General features: G+C 58.3%; 17 protein-coding genes. 5 read left to right on the top strand and 12 right to left on the bottom strand.

From position 1 onward, the window contains the following. The first annotated feature begins 54 nt into the window (after positions 1–54). Complete coding sequence (gene csiE / locus LZU96_RS05425) at positions 55–1,323, top strand: stationary phase inducible protein CsiE (protein WP_233987371.1); 1,269 nt, start codon at positions 55–57, stop codon at positions 1,321–1,323. Here csiE and LZU96_RS05420 read toward each other — a convergent pair. Continuing rightward, positions 1,305–2,453 (bottom strand): 3-phenylpropionate MFS transporter, encoded by a 1,149-nt coding sequence (locus tag LZU96_RS05420; RefSeq protein ID WP_233987370.1) that lies wholly within the window; start codon positions 2,451–2,453, stop codon positions 1,305–1,307. The genes csiE and LZU96_RS05420 overlap by 19 nt on opposite strands. Positions 2,454–2,581: 128 nt before the next feature. Beyond that, entirely contained in the window at positions 2,582–3,835 is a 1,254-nt protein-coding gene (glyA, locus tag LZU96_RS05415) for a serine hydroxymethyltransferase (protein WP_233987369.1), read from the bottom strand. A 329-nt stretch (positions 3,836–4,164) separates the two neighbouring features. Here glyA and hmpA point away from each other — a divergent pair, with 329 nt between their 5' ends. Further along, on the top strand, positions 4,165–5,349 hold the full coding sequence (gene hmpA, locus LZU96_RS05410) for an NO-inducible flavohemoprotein (protein ID WP_233987368.1): 1,185 nt from the start codon (positions 4,165–4,167) through the stop codon (positions 5,347–5,349). A gap of 52 nt (positions 5,350–5,401) precedes the next feature. On the opposite strand, the gene glnB is transcribed toward hmpA, so the two are convergent. From glnB to purL, 5 genes are all read right to left on the bottom strand, one after another. After that, positions 5,402–5,740, bottom strand: a complete 339-nt coding sequence (gene glnB, locus LZU96_RS05405) for a nitrogen regulatory protein P-II (RefSeq protein WP_003848647.1) — start codon at positions 5,738–5,740, stop codon at positions 5,402–5,404. A 136-nt stretch (positions 5,741–5,876) separates the two neighbouring features. Beyond that, entirely contained in the window at positions 5,877–7,211 is a 1,335-nt protein-coding gene (gene glrR, locus LZU96_RS05400) for a two-component system response regulator GlrR (protein ID WP_409520427.1), read from the bottom strand. Then, positions 7,211–7,879 (bottom strand): two-component system QseEF-associated lipoprotein QseG, encoded by a 669-nt coding sequence (gene qseG, locus LZU96_RS05395; RefSeq protein WP_233987367.1) that lies wholly within the window; start codon positions 7,877–7,879, stop codon positions 7,211–7,213. The genes glrR and qseG overlap by 1 nt, the downstream gene beginning before the upstream one ends. A 3-nt stretch (positions 7,880–7,882) precedes the next feature. Next, positions 7,883–9,310 carry a sensor histidine kinase gene (locus LZU96_RS05390; RefSeq protein ID WP_233987366.1) on the bottom strand — a complete coding sequence of 476 codons (1,428 nt, stop codon included), beginning with the start codon at positions 9,308–9,310 and terminating at the stop codon, positions 7,883–7,885. A gap of 582 nt (positions 9,311–9,892) precedes the next feature. Beyond that, positions 9,893–13,783, bottom strand: a complete 3,891-nt coding sequence (gene purL / locus LZU96_RS05385) for a phosphoribosylformylglycinamidine synthase (RefSeq protein WP_233987365.1) — start codon at positions 13,781–13,783, stop codon at positions 9,893–9,895. 268 nt (positions 13,784–14,051) lie between these two features. Between purL and mltF the strand changes: the two genes are divergently transcribed. Next, entirely contained in the window at positions 14,052–15,509 is a 1,458-nt protein-coding gene (mltF, locus tag LZU96_RS05380; protein WP_233987364.1) for a membrane-bound lytic murein transglycosylase MltF, read from the top strand. Here mltF and tadA read toward each other — a convergent pair. Together tadA and yfhb are read right to left on the bottom strand one after the other, a co-directional pair. Then, positions 15,506–16,000, bottom strand: coding sequence for a tRNA adenosine(34) deaminase TadA (gene tadA / locus LZU96_RS05375; RefSeq protein WP_233987363.1), 495 nt, complete (start codon positions 15,998–16,000; stop codon positions 15,506–15,508). The genes mltF and tadA overlap by 4 nt on opposite strands. Positions 16,001–16,063: 63 nt before the next feature. After that, a complete protein-coding gene (yfhb, locus tag LZU96_RS05370) occupies positions 16,064–16,702 on the bottom strand; it encodes a phosphatidylglycerophosphatase C (RefSeq protein ID WP_233987362.1) in 639 nt (212 codons plus the stop codon). Between the two features lie 154 nt (positions 16,703–16,856). Between yfhb and LZU96_RS05365 the strand changes: the two genes are divergently transcribed. Then, a complete protein-coding gene (locus LZU96_RS05365; protein ID WP_233987361.1) occupies positions 16,857–17,696 on the top strand; it encodes a MurR/RpiR family transcriptional regulator in 840 nt (279 codons plus the stop codon). Between the two features lie 55 nt (positions 17,697–17,751). Continuing rightward, the gene (locus tag LZU96_RS05360) at positions 17,752–18,000 is read left to right on the top strand and encodes a YfhL family 4Fe-4S dicluster ferredoxin (protein WP_094119765.1); all 249 of its coding nucleotides are present in this window, start codon (positions 17,752–17,754) and stop codon (positions 17,998–18,000) included. Here LZU96_RS05360 and acpS read toward each other — a convergent pair. From acpS to recO, 3 genes are all read right to left on the bottom strand, one after another. Then, complete coding sequence (gene acpS, locus LZU96_RS05355; protein ID WP_094119766.1) at positions 17,997–18,377, bottom strand: holo-ACP synthase; 381 nt, start codon at positions 18,375–18,377, stop codon at positions 17,997–17,999. The genes LZU96_RS05360 and acpS overlap by 4 nt on opposite strands. After that, positions 18,377–19,108: a pyridoxine 5'-phosphate synthase gene (gene pdxJ / locus LZU96_RS05350; RefSeq protein WP_233987360.1), complete on the bottom strand. Its 732-nt coding sequence runs from the start codon at positions 19,106–19,108 to the stop codon at positions 18,377–18,379. Before pdxJ ends, acpS begins: the two co-directional genes overlap by 1 nt. Before the next feature lie 72 nt (positions 19,109–19,180). Next, entirely contained in the window at positions 19,181–19,930 is a 750-nt protein-coding gene (gene recO / locus LZU96_RS05345) for a DNA repair protein RecO (protein ID WP_233987359.1), read from the bottom strand. Between the last annotated feature and the right edge of the window lie 3 nt (positions 19,931–19,933).

The following is a 19,933-nucleotide window of genomic DNA, read 5'->3' as shown; positions in this document are numbered from 1 at the left end:
GACTGACGGGGTTAGCTATTCTTAGCTCAAAATAGCCTGCTGGAAATCTGATTGATGAGTTCTGCTACCCCTTTGGCACCACTCTTCACCCGTTCACAGCGTCAGTGCCATCTTTTACTACTGCTGTTTCTGCCGACTCCCGTGCTTACGCTTGAAAAAGTCTGTCAGTTAAATGGCGTGGATCCTGCGGTTGCCCGACAGGATATCGCGGAAGTGGGTAATGAGATACAGCGCTACCACCAGCTGGAACTGCATCAGATGGTGGATGGCAGCTTTCGTCTTCATGGTACAGAGTTGGATCGGCGCCTCTGTTTGCTGCACAACCTGCGACGCAGTCTGCGGTTATCGCAGGATTTCGTCTGTGAGCATTTTGCCGCTCCGTTACGTCAGCGCCTGAAAGTGATGAAGATTGAGAAGGCGCTGTATGATGAAACCAATCTGCAGGCATTAATTCAGCATTGTGGGCTGCGGCTGGGCCGCGACTTCAGCGAGCGCGATCGGCTTTTTTTGCAGATCTTTATGAAATATGGTCTTTGCCAGCGCCAGCCGGCACTGTTCAGCGATGCGCAGCGCGTCTGGCTGCAGCACAAGGTGGAGCGTCGGGCTGCTGAAGCGGTAATCCATCACTGGCGGAAACGCTGCCATCTGGCACCGCATATCAGCGAAACCGATTTCTGGACGCTGCTGTTCAGCCTGATTCACACCCCGGCGGCCGATCGGGTCCGTCATCCCTGCGAGCAGCGCTTAATGGCGGCAACGGTGCAGCTGATTGCCGACTTTGAGGAGTGTGCCGCCGTGACCTTCGCCGACCGCGACGATCTGCTGCGTCAGCTCTATACCCATCTGGCTCAGGCGCTGGATCGCACCCACTTCACTATCGGCATCGACAACAGCGTGGCGCTGGATGTCAGTCGCCTCTACCCTCGCCTGCTGCGCACCACCCAGCTGGCGCTGCGCGCTTTTGAATATGAATACCAGATCGCTTTTACGCCGGAAGAGGTGAGCCTGATTACGGTGATTTTTGGTGCCTGGCTGATGCAGGAAAACGCGCTGCAGGAGAAGCAGGTGCTGATCCTGACCGGTGAAGATCCGCAACTGGAGCAGGATGTCGAGCAGCAGATCCGTGAAATCACCCTGCTGCCGATCAATATCACCTACCAGCAGGTGAGCAGCTTTCAGCGTGATGGCGCGCCGCGCGAGGTTGACCTGATTATTTCCCCTTACGCGACGTCTCTGCCGCTGTTCTCACCGCCGCTGATCCATGCGGAACTGCCGCTGACGGCACATCATCAGCAGCGTATCCGTTATTTGCTTGAGTCGTAACGCGGACGCAGAAACAGCGCAGGCAGTGCCACCAGCGCCATCACCCAGAACAGATGCCCCTGCAGATGGGTAAAGAGTACGCCGCAAATCATGGTCATCACCGCAATGCCACCGCCCATCGCCAGCGCGGAGTAGAGGGATTGCAGCCGGATGACCTCTGCGCCCTGGCGTGCGGCAATAAAACGCATCGCCGCCAGATGGCAGACGGTGAAGCTGCCGCAGTGCAGAATCTGCGCCACAATCAGCAGCGGCAGCGCGGTACTGGCGCCCAGCAGGCTCCAGCGAATCAGGGCACAAATGCCCGACAGCAGCAGCAGATCGCGCGCGCTCCAGCGGCGGAACAGCCGGTTACTGAGCGCAAAAATAATAATCTCCGCCACCACGCCCAGCGACCAGAGATAGCCCACCGTCGAGGCGGAATAGCCGCTCTCCTGCCACCAGATCGCACTGAAGCCGTAATAGGCCGCGTGCGCGCCCTGTAGTAGCGTCACGCACAGCATAAAGCGCCAGACCGCATTCTCGCGCAGCAGATCCCGCCAGACCGCCCAGCCGCCGCCTGCAGCGCCCTGACGTTCATTGCCCTGCGGATGGGTCGCAGGCCTGAGCATCATGCCCGCCAGCATGCTGAGCGCGCCAACTGACAGCAACAGCAATATCGCCTGCGAGGAGTATGCGCTGACCAGCACCCCGGTCAGCGCTGAACTGATGACAAACGCCAGCGATCCCCATAGCCGCACCGGCCCGTAGGCCAGGCCAATCTGCTGCGTCCAGGTGGCGGCGAGCGCATCACTCAGCGGCACCAGCGGCGAGAAAAACAGGTTGAAGCCAATCATCACCGCCAGCAGCCACATCCACTGCTGCCCGACCCAGTAGCCGATGGCGAACAGGCAGGTCATCAGTGCCAGCAGGCGAAGTGCGGTAATTAACTGCGCCGGATTTTTTACCTGCGAGGCGATAAGCAGGCTGCCGACAAAGCGCGCCACCATGCCACAGCCCAGCAGCAGACCAATTTTTTCGGCATCAAGGCCGGTGCCTTTCAGCCAGACGCCCCAGAAGGGCAGATAGATGCCGTAACAGAAGAAGTAAGTGAAGTAGCCCAATCCGAGCCATCTGGCGGAGCCGATTGCCATATTCCCTCCAGCAAGAGTGCTGCATGGCAGCAAGAGTGGACGCTACTCTGGCAGAGCGCCCTGTTTCAGGCATTAAAAAAGGATGGCATCAGCCATCCTTTTTATGCGCGTTCACAACGGGTTAGCGGTTAAGCATAGACCGGCAGACGGCTGCAGATTTCCAGCACTTTCTGTTTGGTGCGCTCAATGGTCGCTTCGTCGTTGATGTTATCCAGCACGTCAGCAATCCAGCCTGCCAGTTCACGTACGTCTGCTTCGTTGAAGCCACGGCGCGTCACGGCTGGGGTACCGATACGAATACCTGAGGTAACAAACGGGCTCTTCGGATCGTTAGGTACGCTGTTTTTGTTTACCGTGATATTGGCACGGCCCAGCGCAGCATCCGCTTCTTTACCGGTCAGGTTTTTGCTCACCAGATCGATCAGGAACAGATGGTTATGGGTACCGCCAGAAACGATGTTGTAGCCGCGCGCGATCAGCACCTCGACCATCGCTTTGGCATTTTTCGCTACCTGCTGCTGGTAGGTTTTAAATTCCGGCTCCATCGCCTCTTTGAAGGCGACCGCTTTACCGGCAATGACGTGCATCAGAGGACCGCCCTGGCCGCCAGGGAAGACCGCAGAGTTCAGTTTCTTATAGAAATCTTCGTCACCGTTTTTCGCCAGGATGATGCCGCCACGCGGACCCGCCAGGGTTTTGTGGGTGGTCGAGGTGACGACGTGCGCATGTGGCACCGGGCTTGGGTAGACGTCAGCGGCGATCAGACCGGCGACGTGCGCCATGTCAACGAACAGCCAGGCACCGACGCTATCGGCGATTTCACGCATTTTTGCCCAGTCACAGACGCCGGAATAGGCAGAGAAGCCGCCTACAATCATTTTCGGCTTATGGGTTTTTGCCAGTTCAGCCAGCTCGTCGTAGTCAATCTTACCGGTTTCATCGATACCGTAAGCGACCACGTTGTAGAGTTTGCCAGAGAGGTTAACCGGTGAGCCGTGCGTCAGGTGTCCGCCGTGAGCCAGGTTCATGCCGAGGATGGTGTCACCAGGCTGCAGCAGCGCGGTATAGACCGCGAAATTTGCCTGCGAACCGGAGTGCGGCTGCACGTTAGCGTAATCGGCACCAAACAGTTCTTTAGCGCGGTCAATCGCTAACTGCTCAACGATATCAACATATTCACAACCGCCGTAGTAGCGTTTGCCCGGATAGCCTTCGGCGTATTTGTTGGTGAGCTGAGAACCTTGCGCCTGCATAACGCGCGGGCTGGTGTAGTTTTCAGAAGCAATCAGTTCGATGTGCTCTTCCTGACGCACTTTCTCTTGCTCCATCGCCTGCCACAACTCGGCATCATAATCGGCAATGTTCATATCACGCTTTAACATCCGCATCTCCTGACTCAGCTAACTTTTTTAACGGCAGTTTAAGCCCCACCGGGGCGAAGGCCCACAGTGTAAACCGTTTTATCGGGTGAAGGTAGGGTGAATCCCCTCTTTTTACGCAAACGATTGGCTGGGCAGCGGCACGGGATTTTTACGCTTTTTTCCGACGAAACCGCAGCCGGAAATTTCTTCAGGATGTGATGGAGATTTCCTCATCCTGCACTGAAAAGTTGCCAGCGGAATCACCGTAAATGGGGTCTGGTTATTTACAGCGCAGCGTAACGAGCTATAAGATGCATTTAAAATGCAACTTTACCTGTGAGGTTCTTCCTATGCTTGATGCACAAACCATCGCCACCGTTAAATCGACGCTGCCTGCGATTGCGGCCTGCGGCCCAAAACTTACCGCCCACTTTTATGACCGCATGTTGTCGCACCATCCCGAACTGAAAAACGTCTTCAACATGAACAACCAGCGCAACGGCGCTCAGCGGGAAGCGCTGTTTAATGCGATCTGCGCTTACGGGGCTAACCTGGAAAATCTGGCGGTGCTGCTGCCGGCGGTGGAAAAGATTGCGCAGAAGCATACCAGCCTGAATATTCAGCCTGATCAGTACGCCATCGTCGGCGAAAATTTACTGGCAACCATCAAAGAGCTGCTCGATCCCGGCGAAGAGGTGCTGGCTGCATGGGGACGCGCTTACGGTGTTCTGGCAGAGGTGTTTATCCAGCGTGAAGAACAAATTTATCAGGCATCGGAGCAGCAGCCGGGCGGCTGGCGCGGTACCCGGACCTTCCGCATCAGCGCGATTGAACAACAGAGCGCGGTGATCAAAAGTTTCACCTTTACTCCGGTTGATGGCGGCCCGGTAGCGGCGTTTGAACCCGGTCAGTACCTGACGGTTCACCTGCAGCCAGCCAGCTTTGAACATCATCAGATTCGTCAATACTCCCTGACCCACCTGAGTAATGGCAAAGATTACCGTATTGCGGTGAAGCGTGAGGCACAGGGCACAGTGTCCGGCTGGCTTCATCAGTCGGGTAAAGTGGGCGATGAGTTGCAGCTGGCGGCACCGCACGGTGATTTCTTCCTGCAGACTGACGCTGAGACGCCGGTGGCGCTGATCTCAGCCGGTGTCGGACAGACGCCGATGCTGGCGATGCTGCATGCGCTGGCGGCCCGCCATTCGCGCGCCCCGGTAAGCTGGCTGCACGCAGCGGAAAATGGCGAGCAGCACGCCTTTGCTGACGAAGTGAAAGCGACCGGCGCACAGCTCAGCGATTTCGTTTCGCAGGTCTGGTATCGTCAGCCCGCCCCGCAGGATGCCGGTGCGTATGATGCGCAGGGTCTGATGGACGTCACGGCTATGGCGGCACGCCTGCAGTCGCCGCAGACGCAGTTCTACCTGTGCGGACCGCTGGGCTTTATGCAGCATGTGATCGCGCAGCTACGTGATGCCGGCGTAGAGGATACACGCATCCACTATGAACTGTTCGGTCCGCATAAAGGCATGTGATTCCGCCATAAAAAAAGCCCGCATCGCAGCGGGCTTTTTTAATCCGGCGAACTCAGATCGCCTCTTCATCCTCTTCGCCGGTACGGATGCGCACCACGCGCGCCACGTCAAAGACAAAGATTTTACCGTCACCGATTTTGCCGGTCTGCGCGGTGCGCATGATGGTTTCCACACAGGTATCGACGATGTCATCGCCGACCACCATTTCAATTTTTACTTTCGGCAGAAAGTCGACCATATACTCCGCGCCACGATAGAGCTCGGTGTGGCCTTTCTGACGGCCAAACCCTTTCACTTCACTCACGGTCATGCCGGTGATGCCGACTTCAGCCAGGGCTTCACGTACATCATCGAGTTTGAATGGTTTGATAATCGCATCAATCTTTTTCATGTCTGACCCTTTTCTCACTCCCTCCGTGGTCGGAAGGGTTTATCAAGTATAAATGTTGCTGGCGCTGCCGGGCGCGAATATCCGCAATCCACATCACTGTTTGCGATCTGCAGCCGCCTCAGTCGTGCGGCGCACGCTACTCTTTAAAATCGCTGGCGTCCAGTTCGTGACGAGACAGCAGCTTATAGAACTCAGTACGGTTGCGTCCAGCCAGACGCGCAGCATGAGTAACATTGCCTTTGGTCATCTGCAGCAGCTTGCGCAGATAGTTCAGCTCAAACTGGTTGCGCGCCTCGGCAAACGTCGGCAGCGCGCTGTTTTCACCGCTCAGCGCCTGCGCCACCAGCGCATCACTGATCACTGGCGAGGCGCTGAGCGCCACACACTGCTCAACCACATTGACCAGCTGGCGCACGTTACCCGGCCAGCTGGCCGCCATCAGCCGTTTCATCGCATCAACCGAGAAACTGCGGATCTGCGGTTTATGCCGTTCCGCTGCCTGACGCAGCAGATGATTCGCCAGCAGCGGGATATCTTCCGTTCGCTGATGCAGTGCCGGAATTTTCAGATTCACCACATTGAGGCGATAGAACAGATCTTCACGGAACTCTTTTTTCTCCATCGCCTTAGGCAGATCGCGATGGGTAGCGGAAATGATGCGCACGTCGATATCGATGTCATGATCGCTGCCGACCGGCCGGATTTTACGCTCCTGCAGCACCCGCAGCAGCTTAACCTGCAGCGCCTGCGGCATATCGCCGATCTCATCGAGAAACAGCGTGCCGCCGCCAGCCGCTTTGAACAGCCCATCGCGGGCGCTGACTGCGCCGGTAAACGCCCCTTTGGCGTGACCAAACAGTTCAGACTCCAGCAGCTGCTCGGGCAGCGCACCGCAGTTGATGGCGATGAACGGCTTGCCGTTACGGGGACTGGCGGCATGGATCGCCTGCGCCAGCATCTCTTTGCCGGTGCCGCTCTGCCCGTTAATCAGCACGCTGACATCCGACTGCGCCACCATATGCGCCTGCTCCAGCAGCCGCAGCATCAGCGGGCTGCGGGTGACAATTGCTTCGCGCCAGCGGTCATCGCTGATGGGTGCCTGCTGCGCCAGCGCTTCATCGATCGCTTTGTAGAGCGCATCACGATCCACCGGCTTGGTCAGAAAGCTGAACACGCCCTGCTGGGTGGCGGAGACCGCATCCGGAATCGAGCCGTGTGCGGTCAGAATAATCACCGGCAGCCCCATATGGCGTTTCTGAATCTCGCCAAACAGCGCCAGCCCATCCATTTCATCCATCCGCAGATCGCTGATCACCAGATCAATTTTTTCTTTCTGCAACAGGCGCAGCGCTTCCGGACCGCTGGCGGCGGTGGTGACCTGGTAACCTTCGCTGCTGAGACGCATGCCCAGCAGCTTCAGCAGGCTGGGATCGTCATCGACCAGCAGCAGCCGGGCGGCTTGTTTAACCATTATTGCTCCTCTTCCTGCGGCAGTGCGGTGCCGTGACTGCTGTCAGAGACATCCGGCGCTTTGCGGGATGATAGCTGGCGCTCAATGTCGGTCAGGCGCTCCAGCTTACGCTGCGTATCACTCAGCTGCTGTTGCTGCCTGACCATCTGCTGCCGGATGGCCTCCAGCTGGGCATCACTGCTTTGTTGCAGATGCGCGTAACGGCTGCGCGCTTCGCTGAGGTCCAGCTGCGCGGCCTGGTTGCTGCGCCACAGCTGAATAAGCGGACGCACCGGAGCAGGAAAGTCACTGCTGTAGCTGTCAAGCGTGGTGACATACTGGCGTCGCTCCATTGGCGTTACGTTGCCGTTAGCCATTAACACGCCCTGCTTAAAGGCGCGTGACCAGCTCTCCGCCGGCCAGCGATGCGCTTCCGCCCGGGCTTCGGCCGGCGACAGGCGTTCCGCACAGTCGATGGCGCGCATCCAGTAGAGCGGATTACCAAGCGCCGCCGGATTCTCAATCTGCCATACGTCACTGCAACGGGTCGCCAGATAATCGGCTATTTTGACCTCCGGTTCCGCCACCGGATGACCGGATGGCAGCGATGAAGTGGCCGGAGAAGCGGTACAGCCGCTGAGCAGCACGGTCGTCAGCGTGCTCAGCAGCAAAGCGGGTAAATATTTCATCGGTCAGACATTCCCGGCTGTGGTGTTCAGTTCAATGCGAAAACAGACGCCGGTGCGATCGCTGGTGACCAGCGACAGGTCACCCTGCATCCGGCGCAGACAATCTTTGGCAATACTCAGTCCCAGCCCGCTGCCCTTGACGGGACCTTTACGCTGCTGGCTGCCCTGGAAGAACGGCTCGAAAATCATCTTCTGCTCGTCCGGCGGAATCGGCGTGCCGCTATTGGCAACCTCAATCCAGATGCGATCGCCCTGCTGCTGACTGCGCAGCCAGATGGTACCGGATTCGCTGCCGTAGTTCACGGCGTTCGAATAGAGGTTGTCGATCACCCGCATCAGCAACGTTGGCTCGGCCAGACAGTGCGTCGCCCTGAGATCCAGCACCGTCTGCATCAGTTTGGTTCGGGCCGATAGCGCATGAGCGCTGACTACCCGCTCGACAATCTCATCCAGTCTGACCGTTTCCAGCCGGGTCGGGCCATCGGCCAGTTTGCGGTTGTAATCCAGCAGCTGCTCAATCAATCGCTGCAGATGGCGGCTGCTACTGTCGAGAATCGATACTACCTCTTTCTGTTCGCTGTTGAGCGATCCCGCCACTTCATCCGCCAGCAGCTCAGTGCCTTCGCGCAGGCTGGCTAACGGCGTTTTCAGTTCATGAGAGAGATGGCGCAGAAACTCATGCCGCTGGGTTTCCAGCCAGGCCAGCCGCTCGCTTAGCCATAAGATACGCTGACCAAGCGAACGCAGCTCACGCGGACCGCGAAGCACCACGCTGCTGCCCAGTTCCCGCCCTTCTCCCAGCCGGTTGATCATCCGCTCAATCCGCTTAACCGGTCCGATGATCATGCCGGTAAACAGCAGCATTAACGCCAGGCTGATGATAAACAGAATCAGCGCCTGCCAGCCAAAAAACTGGCCGCGATCGGCAATCTCTCGCTGGAGCTGTAGACCGCGGGAAAACACCACTTCACGCGTATCCTGCACCATCCGGGCATTGGTGGCGGAAAAGCGATCCAGCGCTTCGGCGGCACGCGGTACCGGATTGCCATTATCACATTGCAGTTGCGTCAGCAGCGGCAGCGTGGCCTGTAATGTCTGGAAAGCGGGCAGTTCCGGCAGGCTGTCGCTGTGGGCGCTCAGCATCTGACTGTAGCGGGTACGTTGCGTCTGATAGAGCCGCGCCAGTGAGGCGTCATCCAGCACGCAATACTGGCGATAGCTGCGCTCCAGTTCAACCGCGGTGCGGGCCATCGCCTCGCTGCGGCGCACGTCGGTAAAGGTATTGCGGTTGGTATCGGCCGCCTGTTCGCTCAGGGCGGAGAGGCTCTCCCACGCCTGCCAGGCCAGTACCAGCAGCGGTAACAGCACCAGCACAAAGGCCATCAGCACCAGCTGGCGCAGAGAACGGGGAAATAAACGCCATCTTTTCACGCGGCCGCTTCCTTAGAAAATTGCTGACTGGATGCTAGCGGACTCTGATGCAGGAAGAAAGAGGCAGACAAGAAAACGGCAGGCGCACTGGCCTGCCGTAGAGGCGACGCCAGCGGCATCGCACAGGAATGGGTGGAGCCTTACTCAACGTGACGTCCGGCGTTTGATAACGTTGCAAAGCAAACGATTATCGATGAGGTGGACGGCAGGCTCCGTTTGGTGCGTCATTCGGTTTTTATGAGCTCTTTTCCGCCAGGCGGGGCAATCATAAACAGGTGAATGAGCAGCTGACAGAGTATAGCAAGTTTCATGCCAGTTAATAAATAGTGATATTTTTCAGAAGATTGCCAGAACCCTGCGCCTGTTGCAGCGTTTATCAGCCGCTGCAACAGGCAAAACTGTCGCCTGACAGCAACAGCCAGGCACTGCGAATCATTAATTGATAAAAATCAGCAGGATAAATGTCGCCTGGTAGCGACACCCGAAAGCGACTTCTGTCGTCATTTGCCAACAACCGCCTGAAAAGAAAACAGGAGGCACGGTGGCCTCCTGTTGTTATTAATAAAGTTATCAGCGCATATTTTAACCCAGCTGTTTACGCGCGTTGCGGAAGATACGCATCCACGGGCTGTCTTCGCCCCACTCTGCCGGATGCCAGGAGTTGCTGACGGTGCGGAACACCCGCTCCGGATGCGGCATCATAATGGTGACGCGACCGCTTTCATTGGTCACGGCGGTAATGCCGTTAGGAGAACCATTCGGGTTAGCCGGATAGGTTTCTGTCACTTTGCCGAAGTTATCGATAAAGCGCAGCGCCACCAGGCCTTTCGACTCCAGAGCAGCCAGATGCGCCTGGTCGCGGACTTCAACGAAGCCTTCACCGTGGGAAACGGCGATCGGCATATGCGATCCCGCCATGCCGTCCAGCAACAGCGACGGGCTGGCGGCCACTTCGACCAGGCTGAAACGGGCTTCAAACCGCTCCGACTGGTTACGCACAAAGCGTGGCCACAGGTCACTGCCAGGGATCAGTTCACGCAGATTGGACATCATCTGACAACCGTTGCAGACGCCCAGCGCCAGAGTCTGCGGACGGTGGAAGAAGGTCTCAAACTCATCACGAACGCGCGGGTTGAACAGAATCGATTTCGCCCAGCCCTCACCGGCACCCAGCACATCGCCGTACGAGAAGCCGCCACAGGCGACCAGCGCCTGAAACTCTTCCAGACCGCGACGGCCCGCCAGCAGGTCGCTCATATGCACATCAACCGCGGTAAAACCGGCACGATCAAAGGCCGCCGCCATTTCAACATGGGAGTTGACGCCCTGCTCGCGCAGCACCGCGACCCGCGGACGCGCGCCGGTGGCGATCATTGGCGCCGCCACATCCTCCTGCGGGTTGAAGGTCAGCGTGACGTTCAGACCCGGATCGTTGTCGTTCTTCTTCGCTTCGTGTTCCTGATCGGCACAGGCCGGGTTGTCACGCAGGCGCTGCATCTGCCAGGTGGTTTCCGCCCACCAGGTGCGCAGCGTGGTCCGGCTTTCGCTGTAGACCGCGCTATCACCCGAACGAATCACAAAACGGTCGCCCGGCTGCGCGTGGCCCAGCAGATGACTGCACTCAGCCAGACCGTGATCGGCCAGCACCTGCTCAACCACCGCGCGATCGGCGGCGTTGATCTGAATCACCGCACCCAGCTCTTCGGTAAACAGGGCGGCCAGTGGGTCATTGCCCAGCGCCGCGATATCCACCTCAACGCCACAGTGTCCGGCAAAAGCCATCTCTGCCAGCGTCACTAACAGGCCACCATCGGAACGGTCGTGATAGGCCAGCAGCTTCTGCTGCGCCACCAGCGCCTGCATGGCGTTGAAGAAGCCCGCCAGCTGAGTCGCATCACGCACATCAGCAGGCTTGTCGCCCAGCTGACGATAAACCTGCGACAGCGCCGTGGCGCCCAGGGTATTGGCCCCGTTGCCGAGGTCGATCAGCAGCAGCAGGTTTTCCCGATCGGGCTGCAGCTGTGGCGTAACGGTACGGCGCACATCTTCAACCCGCGCAAACGCGGTGATCACCAGCGACAGCGGCGAAGTCATTTCACGCTGTTCATTACCTTCCTGCCAGCGGGTCTTCATCGACATCGAATCTTTACCGACCGGAATGGTGATGCCCAGCGCCGGACAAAGCTCTTCGCCAACGGCTTTGACCGCCGCGTAGAGACCAGCATCTTCACCCGGATGACCGGCAGCCGACATCCAGTTAGCTGACAGCTTGACGCGTTTCAGCGAGCCGATTGCGGTCGCCGCCAGGTTGGTCAGCGCTTCACCCACCGCCAGACGGCCGGAGGCAGCGAAATCGAGCAGCGCAACCGGTGCGCGCTCGCCCAGGGCAAAGGCTTCACCGTGATAGCTGTCGAGGCTGGCGGTGGTCACGGCGCAGTTAGCTACCGGGATCTGCCACGGACCGACCATCTGGTCGCGCGCGACCATGCCGGTCACGCTGCGGTCACCGATAGTGATCAGGAAGGTTTTCTCCGCCACGGCGGGCAGATGCAGCACGCGATTCACCGCATCCACCAGGGTAATGCCATCACGCTGCAGTTCACTGCCCTGCGCCTGCTGCGTCACCACGTCACGCGTCATCTTCGGCGTTTTGCCCAGCAGCACGTCGAGCGGCATGTCGATCGGTTTATTGTCGAAATGGCTGTCGCTCAGGCTCAGATGCAGCTCTTCGGTGGCTTCACCGATCACCGCAAACGGCGCGCGTTCACGCTGGCAAATCGCTTCGAACTCCGCCAGCTTCTCCGGTGCTACCGCCATCACATAACGTTCCTGTGATTCGTTGCACCACACTTCCAGCGGACTCATGCCTGGCTCATCGTTCAGGATATCGCGCAGGTTAAACTGACCGCCACGGCCGCCATCGCTGACCAGCTCAGGCATCGCATTAGACAGACCGCCGGCACCCACGTCATGGATAAACAGAATCGGGTTGTCATCGCCCAGCTGCCAGCAGCGATCGATCACTTCCTGACAGCGACGCTCCATCTCCGGGTTGTCACGCTGAACCGATGCGAAGTCGAGATCGGCGTCTGACTGGCCGGAAGCCATTGAGGATGCCGCACCGCCGCCGAGGCCGATATTCATGGCCGGACCGCCCAGCACCACCAGCTTCGCGCCTACGGTGATTTCACCTTTCTGCACGTGGTCAGCACGAATATTACCAATGCCGCCCGCCAGCATGATCGGCTTGTGGTAGCCACGCAGCTCGGTGCCATTGTGGCTGGTGACCTGCTCTTCGTAGGTACGGAAGTAGCCGTTCAGCGCCGGACGTCCAAATTCGTTGTTAAACGCTGCGCCACCCAGAGGGCCGTCGGTCATGATTTCCAGCGCGCTGACGATGCGGTCCGGCTTGCCGAAATCCTCTTCCCACGGCTGTTCAAAGCCAGGAATACGCAGGTTCGATACCGAAAAGCCAACCAGGCCCGCTTTTGGCTTGGCACCGCGACCGGTTGCGCCTTCATCACGGATTTCGCCGCCGGAGCCGGTAGCGGCGCCTGGCCACGGCGAGATCGCCGTCGGGTGGTTGTGCGTCTCAACTTTCATCAGGATATGCGCCGCTTCCTGATGCCAGCGGTATTCACTTTCTGCGGCGTCGGCGAAGAACCGGCCGACGTCGGACCCTTCCATCACCGCGGCGTTATCTTTGTAAGCAGACAGCACGTAATCGGGCGTCTGCTCCATAGTATTTTTGATCATCTTAAACAGCGACTTCGGCTGTTTCTCGCCATCAATGACCCAGTCGGCGTTGAAGATTTTATGACGGCAGTGCTCCGAGTTGGCCTGCGCGAACATATAGAGTTCAATGTCGTTGGGATTGCGGCCCAGGCGGGTGAACGCCGCCAGCAGATAGTCAATTTCATCGTCGGCCAGCGCCAGACCCAGCGTGAGATTGGCCTGAACCAGCGCCTGACGACCCTCGCCCAGCACATCGACACTTTTCACCGGCTGCGGGGAATGATGAGCAAACAGCTGCTCAGCCTGCGCCAGGTCGCTGTAGACCGTCTCCATCATGCGGTCATGCAGCAGTGCGCCAAGCGACTGCCACTGCGCTTCTGTTAACTGTGGTGCCTGCACATAAAACGCCAGACCGCGCTCCAGGCGACGCACCTGCGGCAGATCGCAGTTGTGGGCAATGTCGGTAGCCTTCGATGACCAGGGTGAAATAGTGCCGGGACGCGGTGTCACCAGCAGCAGACGCCCTTGTGGCGCATGTTCAGCGAGAGAAGGACCATATTTCAGCAGACGCTGTAAACGGGTCTGTTGGTCAGCGCTCAGTGGCGCGCTGACATCGGCAAAATGGACGTACTCAGCGTAAATATCACTCACCGGCAGGTGAGCGTCCTGAAAGCGGGTCAGCAGTTTGTTTACACGAAATGCCGACAGAGCGGGCGAACCACGCAGAATTTCCATCATAAGATCTCTCGTCTTCGAAACGCCGGGCGACGCTTCATTGGGCGCAACAGGGGAAAACGGGGCGTATTATAGAGAAAGCGACCTCGCGACGAAACCGTTTGCGCACAATTTTTGGCAACCCGGATTTGCCTGAAATTTGCGCAAAACCTGCTATATGAGTTGCTCAGCTTCGCTTTGTTGCGCAAAATGCCCCTCGCTCTGGGAGTTCAAAGAAGACAAATACTGCCTTTAAAAGACAGAGGCCTTAGAGCCAGCGAGAGATAACTATTTGAAACGCCTAAAATTTAATTATCTGTTTATCGGTCTGGTCGCCGTGCTGTTAGCAATGGCATTGTGGCCGTCCATCCCGTGGTATGGCGGTGGGCAGGATACGATTTCACAGATTAAATCACGGGGAGTGTTGCGTGTCAGCACCATCAATTCCCCGCTGACTTACTACACCGTAAATCAATCTCCGGCCGGTATGGACTACGAGCTGGCAAAACGCTTTGCCGATTATCTGGGCGTGAAACTCAAGGTTACGGTTCGCCCGAACCTGAGTGACCTGTTTGACGACCTGGATGAGGGGAAAGCGGATGTGCTGGCGGCTGGCCTGAATTACAACAGCGAACGTCTGGCACGGTATCGCACCGGGCCCGGCTACTACAACGTTTCGCAACAGCTGGTGTATCGCGTGGATAAGCCACGCCCGAAAAACCTCGGCGATCTCAAGGGGCGGCTGACGGTCGCCTCAGGATCGGCCTATCTCTCGACCCTGAAAAGCGCTCGCTCCAATCAGTTCCCCGATCTGGACTGGGCGATCGCCACTGACCAGAGTCCGAAAGCGCTGCTGGAAGCGGTGGCGGATGGCAAAATCGATTACACCATTGGCGACTCGGTGACCATTGCGCTGCTGCAGCGTATCTATCCTCAATTGGCGGTGGCGTTTGACGTCACCGATGAGGAGCCGGTCACCTGGTACGTTAAGCACAGTGACGATGACAGCCTCAACGCGGCGATGCTCGACTTCTTTAACGGCATGGGCGAAGAAGGCGCGATGGCGCGGCTGGAGGAGAAGTATCTCGGCCACGTCGGCACCTTTGATTATGTGGATACCCGCACCTTCCTGCGCGCCATCGACAACACTCTGCCCGACATCAAACCGCTTTTCGAGAAGTATGCCACCAGCATCGACTGGCGTCTGCTGGCCGCTATCTCTTACCAGGAGTCGCACTGGAACCCGCAGGCCACCTCGCCGACCGGCGTGCGCGGCATGATGATGCTGACCCGTAATACTGCTGAAAGCCTGGACGTGGGTGACCGCACCGATCCGGAACAGAGCATTCGCGGCGGCAGCCAGTATCTGCAAAACATGATGGAGAAAGTGCCGCAAACCATCCCGGAAGATGAGCGTATCTGGTTTGCGCTGGCCGCCTATAACATGGGCTATGCCCACATGCTGGACGTACGGAAACTGACGGCCCGCCAGGGCGGCAATCCGGATAGTTGGGCTGACGTCAAGCTGCGGCTGCCGATGCTGAGCCAGAAGCGTTACTACACGCAGACCACCTACGGCTACGCGCGCGGGCACGAAGCGTATAACTACGTGGAGAACATCCGTAAGTATCAGATCAGTCTGGTGGGGTATCTGCAGGAGCAGGAGAAACGCCTGGCGCAGCAGATGGCGGCACAAGCGGAACTGGCAAAAGGCTATCCGGCCGTCGAACCAAACATCGCCATGAACTAACCCTGGCGCTGCGCCTGACGCAGCGCTTTTTTCTGCTCGCGCCGCATCCGGAAGAAATCACTCAGCATCGCGGCACACTCGTCTGCTAATACGCCGCTGTGCAATTCAACCTGATGATTCATGCCGGGATGACCCAGCACATCGAGCAGCGATCCTGCCGCCCCGGTTTTGACATCATGCGCGCCATACACCAGCCGGGTAATCCGGCTGTGAACCATCGCACCGGCACACATCACGCACGGCTCCAGCGTCACGTAGAGCGTGGTATTCAGCAGACGATAATTTTCCAGCACCTTGCCGCCCTGACGCAGCGCCATCATCTCCGCATGGGCGGTGGGATCGTGCTGACCAATCGGGCGATTCCAGCCTTCGCCAATCACCCGATCCTCCTGTACCAGCACCGCCCCGACCGGCACCTCGCCCTGCTCCCAGGCCAGGCGTGCCAGACCGAGCGCGTGGCGCATCCAGTATTCATCGTGTTGTTGATTCATGCAGGCCACTCCCGGCGACAGAAAAGCGGCGCATTATAGCGGTCTCCCGCGCTGTGTTGAAACTTATTCCAGCTGTTGCAGCTCGCCGGCCGGCGTCACCCGCCAGCGATGCTGGCAGAAAAACAGCAGCGGGTTGTCCTGCTTGCTGTCGCTGTAGCCACTGTAGAGCTGCAGCGGCGTGCCGATTTGCTCCTCCAGCTGCGCCACTTTCTCATGACCGAGGCAGCGCATCGCCAGCACCCGTCCACCCCAGCCGCGCTCCATCTGGCTGGCGATCAGTTTTACCCGAGGCAGAAACGCAGAGTCGTAATAGACCTGCTCCACCAGCGACTGCGGCGAACCGGTAATCAGCCAGACATCGGCATCATCGCTGCCGAGATAGTCGGTCAGACGCTGTTGCACCACCGGGAAAGCCCTGACCCGCAGACGAAACCATTGGGCAAACTCCGCTTCAAGACGCAGCAGGGTGCGCTCTGAATGACCAAAAGTGATTGACCAGAGCAGCAGGCTCATCGGCCAGCGCGCCGCCCGGCCTTTGAACAGCAATCCTATGCCGACGACGGGCAGCAGCGGCCCCACCAGCAGCAGATTCAGCGGCCGGCGTCGCAGCAGATAACGCATGAAAGTGCCAAACATATCCTGCTGGTGCAGCGTGCCGTCCAGGTCAAAAAATACGATGCGACGTTGTGTACCCTTGGTCAAACAACACTCCTTTTCGCTGATTTTGCGTTAATAGAGACTATTGTAGCCATCATCAGGCGGCACGGCGATGGCTGTCATTTTTAATTCCGATGACTACAATGCCAGATGAATAGTTTATTCTTCGCAAATTACTCCTGAATCATGAGGATTGGGCATGAGTTCATTGCTGCGCATTCGCCAGCTTTATCCCCGTCTGGCGTTGAACGAACGCCGGCTGGCTGATTTTTTGCTGTCACAACCCGATCGGGCGCGCCATCTGAGTTCGCAAAAACTGGCGGAAGAGTCAGGCGTCAGTCAGTCAAGCGTGGTGAAATTCGCCCAGAAGCTGGGCTACAAAGGTTTTCCGGCGCTGAAACTGGCCCTGAGCGAGTCACTGGCCGACAAGGATGCGATTACCGTGCACAACCATATTCTCAGCGATGACCCGCTCAAAATGGTGGGAGAAAAATTGCTGACCGAAAAGCTGTCAGCCATACGCGCCACGCTGGATATCAACAGCGAAGAGAAGCTCAACGACGTATTGCAGTTGCTGAAAAATGCCCGGCGAATTTTGCTGGTGGGAATTGGCGCCTCCGGACTGGTGGCGAAAGATTTTTCGTGGAAGCTGATGAAAATCGGTATTAACGCGGTGGCCGAGCAGGATATGCATGCCCTGCTGGCCAGCGTACAGGCGATGGGACCCGGCGATGTGCTGCTGGCTATCTCTTATACCGGTGAGCGACGCGAGATCAATCTGGCGGCGCAGGAAGCGGCCCAGGTCGGCGCAGACGTGCTGGCCTTTACCGGCTTTACGCCGAATACTCTGCAACAGAGCGCCAGTCACTGCCTCTATACCGTGGCGGAAGAGCAAAGTACCCGCAGCGCGGCGATCTCCTCGACCACCGCGCAGCTGGCGCTGACCGATCTGCTGTTTATGGCGCTGGTGCAGAACGATCCGGAACGCGCCTCCAGTCATATCCGGCACAGCGAAGCGCTGGTGAAAAAGCTGGTCTGATCAGCGTCAGGGCGTATAATAGCCGCGCTTTTTCTGTTGGTATCAGGTGGGGAAGATGGCGCTGTTGATTACGGCCAAATGCATTAACTGCGATATGTGCGAACCGGAATGCCCAAACCAGGCCATTTCGCTGGGCGATGCGATTTATGAAATTGATGTCAGCCGCTGCACCGAGTGCATCGGTCATTATGATGAGCCAACCTGCCAGCGGGTCTGCCCTATCGATAACACGATCATCGTTGACCCACAGCACACCGAATCACGCGATGCGCTGTGGGATAAGTTTGTGCTGCTGCACGGCTAGCTTTCGATGATCACCGTGGCGCAGGCGTAATGACGTTCGTCAGCCAGCGTGACGTGAACATTTGCCACGCCCAGCCGCTGTGCCACTTCTGCGGCGTGCTGGAAAAACCGTAATCCCGGTTTCCCCAGCGCATCGTTGTAGACCTCAAACTGATTGAACGCCAGACCGCCGCGAATGCCGGTGCCAAACGCCTTGGCTGCCGCCTCTTTGACCGCAAAACGCTTGGCAAGAAAGCGCACCGGCTGCTGGTGCGCCTGATATTGCTGCCACTCCGCTTCGCTCAGTACCCGACGCGCCAGCCGATCGCCGGATCGCTCAATCACCCCGGCGATACGCTCGATCTCAACGATGTCGGTACCCAGTCCGAGAATGGCCATCAGCGACGCGCTTCACGCAGCAGCTGCTTCATCTCCCGGACTGCATCTGGCAATCCGCTCATCACCGCACGGCCAATGATCGCATGACCGATGTTCAGCTCATGCATTTCCGGCAGTGCCGCAATCGGCAGCACGTTGTGATAGGTCAGACCGTGACCGGCGTTGACCTTCAGGCCCAGGCTGGCCGCGAAGGTGGCTGCCTGACGGATGCGCGCCAGTTCTGCGTCGCGCGCCAGACCTTCCGCTGCCTCGGCATAAGCACCGGTATGAATTTCGATATAGGGCGCACCGCTGGCCACTGCCGCCTCGATCTGGCGGTGATCGGCATCAATGAACAGCGACACCAGGATACCGGCTTCGCTCAGCAGCTTAACCGCTGCATTCAGCTTGTCCTGCTGCCCGGCCACATCCAGCCCGCCCTCTGTGGTCACTTCCTGTCGCTTTTCCGGTACCAGACAGCAGAAGTGCGGCTTGATATCACAGGCGATGCCAATCATCTCATCGGTCACCGCCATCTCCAGATTCATTCGCGTCTGGATGGTATCGCGCAGGATACGCACGTCGCGATCGGTGATATGACGGCGATCCTCGCGCAGATGCACGGTAATGCCATCAGCCCCCGCCTGCTCAGCGATAAACGCCGCCTGCACCGGATCGGGATAGTTAGTACCACGCGCGTTACGTACCGTGGCAATGTGATCGATATTGACGCCTAACAGCAACTCAGCCATGACCATCCTCACTTCTTGTTCATCGTAATGTTGAGTGTACCGCGTTGCGCCTGGCAAGCGGTACCACCTGCGCTAATCCGCCGCGTCATCAGGGACTTCACCCGCGACATCCGGCTTTTTCATCGGGGTAAACTGGCGAAACAGCTCCTGGCTCTTGAGCGGTTTTCCACCGAGGTAGGGTTTCAGGGCCATGCGGGTAAACCGCTTCGCGGCGCGCAGGCTCTCCGCATCGGGAAACTCGCGCTCACACAGCGCCCGTAGCTGACGGCCGGTAAAACTGCGCTGATTCAGCACCAGGCTGGCGATAAAGCCGCGCTCTTCACGGTAACTGTAAGTCATGTCATCGCTGACCGGCTCGCCGCTGCCGGCGCAGTGCAGAAAATCGACGCCGTAGCCAAGATGGCCGAGCAGCGCCAGCTCAAAGCGGCGCAGTGCCGGTTCCGGCGTGCCGTGAGATGAGGCTAAGCTCTGTAAGCAGTTGAGATAGTCGAAGAACAGATCGGAGAAGGGAAATTCCTGCTGCAGTACGCGGGACAACAGTTCGTTGACGTAGAGGCCGCAGTAAAGCGTGATGCCGCTGAGCGGTAACGCCAGCGACACCGCTTCGGCATTGCGCAGAGTTTTGACCTCACCGCGCCCGCTCCAGCGCACCAGCAGCGGCGTGAAAGGCTGAAGTGCCCCTTTCAGCTGAGAGCGCCGTGAACGCGCCCCTTTTGCCAGCACCCGTACCCGCCCTTCGCTTTCGCTGAACAGGTCAAGCAGCAGGCTGGTCTCACTGAAGGGACGACTATGCAGCACAAAGGCGCGTTGCCAGCCTTCCATCGA

It is taken from the genome of Pantoea agglomerans, from assembly GCF_021397715.1.
GTDB classification, from domain to species: Bacteria; Pseudomonadota; Gammaproteobacteria; order Enterobacterales; family Enterobacteriaceae; genus Pantoea; species Pantoea astica.
The sequence above is the reverse complement of the archived record's forward strand: the minus strand, read 5'-3'. Positions and strand labels throughout refer to the sequence as shown.

What these genes read in the sequence shown, in the direction of transcription:
- pdxJ (WP_233987360.1), bottom strand. Translation starts at nt 19,108, where the DNA reads ATGGCTGAGTTGCTGTTAGGCGTCAATATCGATCACATTGCCACGGTA.
- purL (WP_233987365.1), bottom strand. Translation starts at nt 13,783, where the DNA reads ATGATGGAAATTCTGCGTGGTTCGCCCGCTCTGTCGGCATTTCGTGTA.
- tadA (WP_233987363.1), bottom strand. Translation starts at nt 16,000, where the DNA reads ATGAATCAACAACACGATGAATACTGGATGCGCCACGCGCTCGGTCTG.
- recO (WP_233987359.1), bottom strand. Translation starts at nt 19,930, where the DNA reads ATGGAAGGCTGGCAACGCGCCTTTGTGCTGCATAGTCGTCCCTTCAGT.
- acpS (WP_094119766.1), bottom strand. Translation starts at nt 18,377, where the DNA reads ATGGCCATTCTCGGACTGGGTACCGACATCGTTGAGATCGAGCGTATC.
- glnB (WP_003848647.1), bottom strand. Translation starts at nt 5,740, where the DNA reads ATGAAAAAGATTGATGCGATTATCAAACCATTCAAACTCGATGATGTA.
- glyA (WP_233987369.1), bottom strand. Translation starts at nt 3,835, where the DNA reads ATGTTAAAGCGTGATATGAACATTGCCGATTATGATGCCGAGTTGTGG.
- LZU96_RS05360 (WP_094119765.1), top strand. Translation starts at nt 17,752, where the DNA reads ATGGCGCTGTTGATTACGGCCAAATGCATTAACTGCGATATGTGCGAA.
- glrR (WP_409520427.1), bottom strand. Translation starts at nt 7,211, where the DNA reads ATGGTTAAACAAGCCGCCCGGCTGCTGCTGGTCGATGACGATCCCAGC.
- csiE (WP_233987371.1), top strand. Translation starts at nt 55, where the DNA reads ATGAGTTCTGCTACCCCTTTGGCACCACTCTTCACCCGTTCACAGCGT.
- LZU96_RS05420 (WP_233987370.1), bottom strand. Translation starts at nt 2,453, where the DNA reads ATGGCAATCGGCTCCGCCAGATGGCTCGGATTGGGCTACTTCACTTAC.
- hmpA (WP_233987368.1), top strand. Translation starts at nt 4,165, where the DNA reads ATGCTTGATGCACAAACCATCGCCACCGTTAAATCGACGCTGCCTGCG.
- LZU96_RS05365 (WP_233987361.1), top strand. Translation starts at nt 16,857, where the DNA reads ATGAGTTCATTGCTGCGCATTCGCCAGCTTTATCCCCGTCTGGCGTTG.
- qseG (WP_233987367.1), bottom strand. Translation starts at nt 7,879, where the DNA reads ATGAAATATTTACCCGCTTTGCTGCTGAGCACGCTGACGACCGTGCTG.